Origin of the sequence: Bacillus cereus group sp. BfR-BA-01524, assembly GCF_022662595.1 — a bacterium.
Taxonomy (GTDB): domain Bacteria; phylum Bacillota; class Bacilli; order Bacillales; family Bacillaceae_G; genus Bacillus_A; species Bacillus_A thuringiensis_S.
The window spans coordinates 1-270 of record NZ_JAKUDW010000384.1; the positions used below are offsets into that span (position 1 = coordinate 1).

A 270-nucleotide genomic window follows, 5' to 3' on the forward strand; every position below is an offset into this window, starting at 1 on the left:
AGGTTTTGCTTCTGGTTTAGATTGAGAAGCTGGTGTTGTGTTTGAATCCTGCTGTTGTTTTTTTAATTCTTCCTGTTTACGTTTTTCTTCATCAAGTCTCTTTTGTTCTTCCTGCTTACGTTTTTCTTCATCAAGTCTCTTTTGTTCTTCTTGTTTGTTCTTATTTTCATTAGATTTTTGACATTCTCTTAATTTATTATCTAGTTCTTTTTCTTTTTCTAGCAATTTCTCCTCCATTTTTTTTAAATCTTTTTCTTTATTGATTAATTG

At 28.9% G+C, this 270-nt stretch carries 1 pseudogene; it reads right to left on the minus strand.

Annotated elements, in window-relative coordinates:
• Positions 1-270: pseudogene (locus MR170_RS31570) on the minus strand (hypothetical protein); the annotation flags it as partial.